The 8,880-nt window shown below is 44.9% G+C and carries 6 protein-coding genes; 1 reads left to right on the top strand and 5 read right to left on the bottom strand.

What is annotated here, in order from left to right; translation table 11 throughout:
* On the top strand, positions 1–527 hold a 527-nt coding region (locus tag GX117_12890; protein ID NLO34225.1), incomplete at its 5' end, for a tetratricopeptide repeat protein.
* A gap of 197 nt (positions 528–724) precedes the next feature.
* Here GX117_12890 and GX117_12885 read toward each other — a convergent pair.
* From GX117_12885 to GX117_12865, 5 genes are all read right to left on the bottom strand, one after another.
* On the bottom strand, positions 725–1,999 hold the full coding sequence (locus GX117_12885; GenBank protein NLO34224.1) for a hypothetical protein: 1,275 nt from the start codon (positions 1,997–1,999) through the stop codon (positions 725–727).
* 17 nt (positions 2,000–2,016) lie between these two features.
* Complete coding sequence (locus GX117_12880; GenBank protein NLO34223.1) at positions 2,017–4,914, bottom strand: AAA family ATPase; 2,898 nt, start codon at positions 4,912–4,914, stop codon at positions 2,017–2,019.
* 140 nt (positions 4,915–5,054) lie between these two features.
* Positions 5,055–5,429, bottom strand: a complete 375-nt coding sequence (locus tag GX117_12875; GenBank protein NLO34222.1) for a hypothetical protein — start codon at positions 5,427–5,429, stop codon at positions 5,055–5,057.
* Between the two features lie 361 nt (positions 5,430–5,790).
* Positions 5,791–6,606: a hypothetical protein gene (locus tag GX117_12870; protein ID NLO34221.1), complete on the bottom strand. Its 816-nt coding sequence runs from the start codon at positions 6,604–6,606 to the stop codon at positions 5,791–5,793.
* Positions 6,607–6,633: 27 nt separating this feature from the next.
* Positions 6,634–8,220, bottom strand: coding sequence for an SEL1-like repeat protein (locus GX117_12865; GenBank protein ID NLO34220.1), 1,587 nt, complete (start codon positions 8,218–8,220; stop codon positions 6,634–6,636).
* Positions 8,221–8,880: the final 660 nt, after the last annotated feature.

Raw genomic sequence — 8,880 nt, 5'->3', positions numbered from 1 at the left:
TTACCGCACAAAGTCACAACGGCATCATGGGCAACGACTTTTTCTATGATAATGTACATGTCCTTTTCGAGGGTTATCATCGTATCGCTTTGAGTATTTTTAACGTACTGGAACAGCGCATCGCTGAACAACAAGGCGTCGCCCCGGCTAAGGAGCGCCTAGCTGTCGACACGTGTAAAGAGCGACTGGGGCTGAGTCCTTATCTCGAGCTTATCTATATGAAGGATGTACTGCAACAATTGGAACGATATCAGACATTTGCCCCGCAAATGGACGGCGCCTTTATGGAAGAACGGATCTCCGAATCGGAAGCAAAGCTTGGTGACAAGGCCTTTGAGGAAGCCCTTGCAGCCCTAGACAAGGCGTTATCTTGGTGGGGCGACGATTTCCAAATTAGACGCGTGACCGCTCAACTCTTGATGGCAGCCGGACGTGATGCTGAAGCACAGGCCGTCATGGCCCAGATAATGGAACGCTATAGTGATTGGCCCGCCGCCCAAAACTTTAAAAAACTCATGGATAAATAAACGGAGGGGACGCGCAATAATATTTTTGTCTGAAAGCAACACCCCTTCGAAGGAGGGACGCGCACTTCCTGTGTGATTCTGAATTCGGCAAAGAATCTGGTGTTAAGGCGTCAACACAACTTAATCCGTATGTCATACATACAACGTCACAGCCCTCAAAAGTTCCGGGCAGAAGGTGACATTTTAACGCAAGAGTATTATTGTTCTCTTTCCACTAATTTGGCATAGATCGTTAGTTTGACGGCTTCTCCAATTCTTTCAAGTTTTGGTCTTATTCCGGAAAGAGCCTCACTATCCCGGACAAGGTTTAAGAAACCTTCTCCACGCGCCTCCATAAAACTTGTACCTGTAATCGGGCTAGGAAAATCCCTCATAAAACCTGCGAGCAACTGATTTCGCCGAATTGGTTGGCATCCTGTATATAACGATTCTATAGTCAAGGTATTGTGAAGTCCCCCGGGATTTTGGATTTCAATACGTTCAGGAAAAATACGAATAATAATTTGTGAGCCCGAAAGTTCATAGTCCCGGTGAACAATCGCGTTAACAACGGCTTCTTGTAAAGCGGTATCAACGTAGGTGGGGAGATCCTCACGACCCATGGCTTCTTTTCGCGATAGTGTGGCAATGAGCGGCGATGTCTTAAAATATTGGAGCACCTGCGCAATTTGTTCAGGAAGGGGTCCGTAAATACGTTTTGTATCAGCCGTCTCTCCGTCAGCGATATTTCCTTTATAGGCCGCTATATCAATATAAGCGCCGTCTAAAAATCGTTCCGGATGCTCAGTGAATAGAATCACGCCTAGATTGGATGGCACTATGCGGTTATCTGTTTTGACTGCAAGCTTATAATCAATAAGTAATTTTTCAAAAGTTAGTCCGGCGGCCGTATAAGTGCGTTTGAATCGCTTGAGATAATAATTATGCACCCGATCGGAATCAATGTTTTCCAAATCGGATCCCGGAGCGGGCCGTTCTTCAAAGGGGATAAGAAGATTTCTTGCGGCAAGCAGCCGGCCAAGTTGATCGGGAGGGATCGGATGGCGATGGCTGCCAACTCGTTTTAGAAATCGACCGTCGGTAGTCTGGTGCACATAATAGCGAGATTTTAGGATGTCTACTTTCAGGCACAAATGGAGTACTTGATTTTCGTCGGGTAATTGCATCCAATTTAAAATAGGTTCGATTAAAGGCTTACAATTATTCAATCCCACATTGACCACGAATTGCTCTAAGAGATCTTTTTTTTCAGGCGGGATACCCACAATAGCGCCATCCTTTCTTACACCGAAAACGACCACGCCGCCTTCGGTGTTAGCAATAGAGCAAAAGAGCTCACCAATCTCAGGCGCGGCACGACCGGCATCACCGATCATAATCTTGTTTCCTTTAAATATCGCCTCTTTAAGTTCTAAGAACGTGTCTTCTCCCGCCGCGATTTCGCTGAGCAATATTTCAATATTGTCATACATTAAAGTGAATCCTTTATTTAGAAATGATACTTTGCCTGCCTGCGCCTAAATGCCTCTTCCGAGCCTTCCATGATGTCCAACACAGCCTCGGTCACCACGGCGCGATCCAGTCCGCCACAGCCGAGACAGAGCCCTTTGCCCCCTTCCACTTTAAGGGCATAAACTAGCTCTGCATCGGCATTAACGGGAATATTAGCATTGTGCGTAACGATGATCAACTGTCGCTGTTGTTTGCTCAATCTAAACAGCGGTACCAGATCCTTATACAAGAATTCGCTGTCCAATTCATCTTCAGGTTGATCAATCAAAACAGGTCCCGTCCCCCGTGCGAGGAGCAAGGAGAGGACAGCCGTATTTTTTTGTCCCGTGGAGAGAGTCCTATGTTTAAAGGAGCCGGCTTCACTTCCGTCGTTCCGCAACAAAATCAAATCAGCGGCGTCCGGCACACGTGTCAACATCAATTGATCCCACTGCTCCCTTTTTTCTTTTCGAACCTGCAAAATAGCATCATAATGTTCACGTATAATTTTCGGGAAGACCTGTTCATTTTCCAGATTCATTTCGAAAAATTGAATAGGGTTGCCCGGTATCTCATTATTTTTTAAAAAATCCTGTTCGTGCTCAGTAGGTATAGATCCAGCTTTTTGCTGTTCATGACTTTGCAAAAAGGCATTGAAAAGCATATCTCCAATATTGCCCGCGGAACCGTCTTGAGAATAGCGATCCCATCTCCTTCCTGCTTTAGTGCTGCGCAACGGTGACAGTTCTCCCCACCCTTTCAAAAAACTTTCACGGTCATCGGAAAACCTAAGCGTAGGCCGCACGATAGCGACTCCGCTATTTGTTCTCGGCATCGTTTTGCTCTCGATAATTTCATTAAGAAGTCCTTTGCGTATCTCTGTCTCAGCAAGCCAGCAAGAAGTGAGCTCTTGCATTAACTTTTTGCTGTCGGGACGCTCTTTTTTCACTTGTTCCCGTTCTGCTTCTTTGGATTGGTACGCCGCTAGTTTAATCCGATATTGTTGTTCAGTCTCCCGTACTTTTTCAGCTTCCTCAACAGTGAGCCCTTTTTCTTTGCACGCTCTATAAAAATCTTGTTCGGCTTTTTCAATGGATTGCAGTACAGACACCCAATTCTTGTTCCGCGTCGTTGCCGTGGCAATAGACAAAGCAAAGTTTTCAGCCGTGACTCGAAGGCTCTTTGCAAGCTCTCCGTATGCAGCCGCGATTTGTTCCTCCACATCTTTAAAGTAATTTGAATCAGGAAATGTTTCAACACGACTTCCCAATGGGACGGGTTCAATCGCCAAGGACTCGGCCATTTCCTTCAACCGGTTATCGGTATCTTTAGACCTTTTCACAATATTTTCAAGATACCGTTTTGCTTCCTGTGCCGCACGATGGTTCTTGAGTTCCTGTTGAACCGTTGTTTTAACGTCAAGTTGGCGGCGCAGCTCTTCAAGTTCCTGCTTCAAGCTCGTCAAATCGCCATCCAGCCTCCGGATTTTTTCATCGGTCTGACGAGAGATTTTCAAATCTTCAATAATTTCGCGGGCTCTGTTTCGAGGCGGATCAAGCCGGTCTCTTGCTAAGTTATCGATAAATTCAAGCAGATTTTCTTGACGATCCGCCAATTGAGTAATTTCTTCCTGACTGAAAATAAGCGTGTCAAGGTGTCGGAACACCGTGGAGGCATCGCTTACAGTTCGATTTTCTATTTTGCTGGGAGCTCCTGAATTATCAATGAGAAAAAAATCTTCAAATCCGTTGTGAAAAACATGCAGACGAATGGCAGTTGTATTCGTAAAGATGCCGCGCAGCCGTTTCACTTGTCGTGCGGCCACATGATCTTGTTCTGCAACATCTTTGAAAGGGATCTCACCGCGCAGTCCCAAGCGCATACTTTCGAATAGCATAGATTTCCCGCTTCCCCGACCACCTATCAAACAATTGAGATGAGGCGACAACACCAGACTTTGGTCTTGTAGAAATTTGGTATCATTGACTTCTATTCGCTGAATATAGGTGTGATTCACTTTCGGCGGCTCAGGATCAAGACAAATACGTGAAACAGGGTCAAGAAAGGCTTGGCGCAAAGATTCAATGGAAGGATCTGACATCTTGATCCACGAAAAGCGGAAACCCAGATTGTTTGAGGCTGACTCATCCTCTAGAGATTTGCAATCTGAACTCATTAGGGCCGCGGGCCGGCAGTCCGGCTTTTCGCGTCTCCATTTATCGTCAGAACCATCTAAAATTTGTTTCTCTTTAGAACCAGGTGGCCATTTATTTACTTCAACGGCATATAAATCCCAATTATTTCTAAAGTCATCGATATTTGCCGGATCATTACAGATACCCTTATTACTAAAGGCGTGGGCTGCAATGACAATGCCTTTATGTTCGTTTTGTACCTTGTCTAATACCTCCCGCAAAGACCAGCATTGACCATGATCCTGTGCTTTCTGATAAACACCATCGGTATACCGTTTATCCACGGAAAGCCCCATATTTGTGAGTATGTCGCTGAGCAACTGAAGTTCGCTGCCCTTCTTTACCGGGTTGAAAAGACAAAGCAGGTGATAACGAATATCAAGTTCAAATCCCGGAAAAATAATTAAGGGCGGTCGGTTTTTATCCGCCGCGACAGTTTTATTTTGTTCAATTAAATGGGTTAAAAACCAACGCCGAGAATCGCTTTCCTTGCTAAAATTATGGTCAACAACGGCAATACAGTCTAGCGATAAGGCATAGCATCTTCTTAGAAAAACACGTGCCTTTTCTTGGAGATCTTTCTCATTGTGAGAAGAGAGGCGCAGGCTTGGGTCTTCCCAGTGCTTGCCGTCTTCCGGGGTGTGGACATGGAGGTCGCACTTGAGCCAACGCATACCTTGATATTCGGGTGATATAATCATGACCGCTCCTTTTCAATTATTGTCGAAAACATGGAACAGATGAGTTAAAATATTAGATCTTTGCTTCTTCCTGAAGTCCGGGAATTTTCAAAGGTTTAACTTGCTTTTCTATCTCTACTAAAAGTTTCTTCATGTGGGGCTCACGGCACCGAGCAGTAAGGCCGCTGCATATGCGACGTGCCCGATGTGACGGCAACATAGAAGTGTGCTGAAGCAAAAGCCTCATTGATACGTGAAAAATGCGTTCTAAGCCTTTTGAAGATTTCTTGACAATTCGTGGAGCCGGAAAAATTGATCTCAAGAATATGTGCAGCATTCTTCTGATGAAGTTTCATAATCGCATCTGTGGTTTCTTTCGCACCGCGGTGTGTACTTGGCGCGTTAAAAATAAATATATGATCGAAAATGCGCGTGGAGAGTAAGGATAGGATGGGACCGGCCTGTTCTTCCTGATCAACCAAGCCCTTAAAACAAGGGTCATGAAAACCTGTAAATATCAGCAGAACAATCATCATTTCATCCCTGTCATGCTATTCTCAGAACTGAACGTTACTGCTCCCTCAGGATTATATCCGCACAATTGCTTCACGTTCATCTGAAACGCGCCATCGCATATACGCGCTCTAGCCCTGAGCCGCACACCACATCCGGCTTAGATATGTGAGCCCCAATCCATCATTAGGATACTTACAGTTACAGTATCACAACAGGAGAATTGATGTCTATTAGTACCCTTTAATCGGCAGATAAATAGGGATATACGTGAATGTGCACCGTCGCTCGCCATTCTGAACGAATCAAAGAATTTTGCGTTGGGGACGCTATCCCCCCGGTTCCCAATTCCAAAGTAGCTGATTACTGAAATCTCAGGGTAAATTACGCGGCATCGCGGGCAGGCACTTGTTTTACCTGGATACGAATACCCCGTTCTAACAAGCTTTCAGAACATCTGGCTGAAAGACACTGTGGCAGGAAAAAAGACAAATTTTCCAATAATTGTTCTGCGATAATTTTATTGTGCCGTGAAGAATCGACATCCATAACCAGTTTAATATCAGCTTCGTGTTGAGGGTTACCCCGTGCAAGTACCTGTAAGCCGTGAGTCATGAGGTCTTGTTTAAGATCTTTTATCAGCGCTAAGGGACGTGTTCGGGTATTTCCTACATAATCTGCGAGGATGTGTATGTCATGCAACAATGTGGCAATGGCGGCGGCGGTTTCTCTGTCGACGCCAAGGCAGCGTTCTACTTCCTTTAAACACTTGGACTTACGCTGATTCCATTCTTCGTCAACCAAACGAAGACATGTTTTATACCCACTATTGGACATCTTGCACTTCTTCAATTGTTCCTTTAGAGGTTTATGGTTTTTTGGAGCATCGTTGAAAGCCCAATGAAAAAAAATCGCATGACCGTAATTCCCCCATGTAAATTCTTGACTGCCCTCTTCCGATTTCGATACTTTCTTTAACTTATTCAACAAGATATGAGCGTTAATATCAATGGCATTGCTAAAGGTATCATATAGCTGATTGAGCGACATTTCAGCACCGGTATTCCCCTCTTCACTGGTAAAGCCTAAGGTTTTTTCCCACTCCTTTTTATGGGCGCGTCCGGCCATACCCTGCAAAAGACAAAGGCTAACGATGCAAAAACCTGTCAAAAACAAAATACGCAAATTCTGTTTCTTCATCTTCTGAAAATCCCTATACGTTATATCTCAAAATGGGTTCCACCACGGTTTTTGGGCTTTCTTAGGAAGTTTAGGCGCGTCTTCAGCGCCAAGTTTTTGGGCAATTGACAATAATTCTCGTGCTTTTTCCTTATCTTTTGCTACGCCTATACCATTTAAATAGCAACGACTCAGGTCGCGTAGTGCTTCAGCATTGCCTTGATCCGCCGCTTTTTCGTACCATTTGAAAGCCTCAACATCATCTTTGTCTACACCAAGAGCGTTCTCATAACACTGACCTAAGAACCACTGCCCACGGGCATTATCCTGTTCCGCAGCTTTGCGAAACCAATCGACTGCTTGTTCTTGGACCGCCTTGATATCCCGATAAAAAAGGTAATGTGCCGACTCCCTGACGCCTAAAAGAGAGGGGCTGAAAAGGGGGACATCCGAAATGAGATATTGTATCTTTTCTTTCTTGCCGCAATGACGAAACAAGTACTCGCCCAAACCGACCTGCCCCTCGGCATTATCCTGCTCCGCCGCTTTACGTAACCAAACGATAGCTTGTTCTTCATCTTTCTCGACGCCAAGACCTTCAAGATAACACTTCCCTAAGGCGACCTGAGCATCAACATTATCCTGCTCCGCCGCTTTGCGAAGCCAATCGACGGCTTGTTCTTCGTCTACTTCGACACAATAACCATGCAGATAACAATTTCCTAAGGCAGCCTGAGCGTCTGCATTATCCTGTTTCGACGCTTTGCGAAGCCAATCGACAGCTTGTTCTTCATCTTCCTTGACACCAAGACCTTCTAAATAGCAGAATCCTAAAGCGGCCTGAGCATCTGCGTTACCCTGCTCAGCCGCTTTGCGTAGCCAATCGACAGCTTGTTCTTCATCTTTCTCGATGCCAAGGCCCTCCTGATAACACTTCCCTAAGGCAGCCTGAGCATCTGCGTTATCCTGCTCAGCCGACTTACGAAACCAATGATAGACCTGGTCCTTATTTTTCTCAACCCCTACACCGTCTCTGTACAATTTCCCTAACCGAAACTGTGCCTCAGCCTCTCCATGTTCTGCCATTTTTTTAATTTCTTCGACTACTTTTTGTTGCTCTTTGCGATCAGATTTTTCTTCAAATTCATAGGTCAAATAATGTTGATTTTCAATACCTTCCAAAATAGGCGCGTCTTTTTTCAGATTAGAAAGTGCCAGTTGACTTTCACTTACCGCCAAATCAAAATCAATATTATGTTGAAAGAGTATACGTGCGTCTTCATTTTTTCCGAGAGCAGCTTTTGCGGTTGCAAGTCCGAAACGTAAAATACCATCGTCTTCGGCTCTTAAATTGTTTTCGGCAAGAGCAATGTATTTTTCCGCCTTTTGAGGTTCATTATTAAAGTCAATGAATGACAACATGGCAACAGCAGCAGCAGCCATTAGCGGATCGGGACGCAAGATATCTCTCCACAGCTCTTCAAAAGTTTCAAAACATTCTTTGGCGAGATCCTTGTCCCCTGTTTTGAGCGCACGGTTGGCATAATGGTAATAGAAAGGCGGATAGCCCTTAAACTTGTCTTTAACACGGGAGAACATTCTCAGTGCTTTTTCATCGTCCCTATACTTTTTCAAGGTTGATCTTCGCCATTTTAAGCTCGATATTTTGTACTATGCCTTTTTTGAAGATTCGCGTTTCAAACACCTAATAATAAGCGAGGAATCCGGCTTAAAGACACCGACACCCTTTCCGGTTAAAAGCTTGACACCGCGGTCCACGTGATGTATTCTAAGCCGGTTCAAATCACGTTATAAAAAAAGTAATCATCATTGGTTTAATAAGCCTCGTTTTATGTCTCCTCTTCTTGCTAGGTACGGAAGGCGTACTTCGCTTAGCCGGATATGGGGAATCGCACCGCTTATTTCTCGAATATCCGCAGGCATCCCAACCGTCGTATAGGATCAATACCGCCTTTTATTATCAATACTTCCCGGCTCCCGTAAAGGCCTCCCTTGAACATACCGTAGAATGGGGTTGGTCGATTCCCAAAAGAAAAGATGACGACACTTATAGAATTTTCGTTTTCGGTGGTTCTGTGGCGGCAGGCGATTCCATGGATAGTGCCTTCAATTTCTCCCGTGTCCTTGAATGCATGCTCAGAGATTCGTTTCCCAAGCTTCATTTTGAAGTTTATAATCTTGCATGTCCCGCGTTGAATTCTCACGTCATGCGCGCTGCCGCTAAAGAACTGGCAGCGCTAAAGCCAGATTTTTTCGTCGTATACATGGGACATA

The sequence above is a fragment of the Candidatus Hydrogenedentota bacterium genome (genome assembly GCA_012523015.1).
Lineage (GTDB): Bacteria > Hydrogenedentota > Hydrogenedentia > Hydrogenedentales > CAITNO01 > JAAYBJ01.
This window is presented reverse-complemented; position numbering and strand designations above follow the sequence as displayed.

What these genes read in the sequence shown, in the direction of transcription:
- GX117_12875 (NLO34222.1), bottom strand. Translation starts at nt 5,429, where the DNA reads ATGATGATTGTTCTGCTGATATTTACAGGTTTTCATGACCCTTGTTTT.
- GX117_12870 (NLO34221.1), bottom strand. Translation starts at nt 6,606, where the DNA reads ATGAAGAAACAGAATTTGCGTATTTTGTTTTTGACAGGTTTTTGCATC.
- GX117_12880 (NLO34223.1), bottom strand. Translation starts at nt 4,914, where the DNA reads ATGATTATATCACCCGAATATCAAGGTATGCGTTGGCTCAAGTGCGAC.
- GX117_12885 (NLO34224.1), bottom strand. Translation starts at nt 1,999, where the DNA reads ATGTATGACAATATTGAAATATTGCTCAGCGAAATCGCGGCGGGAGAA.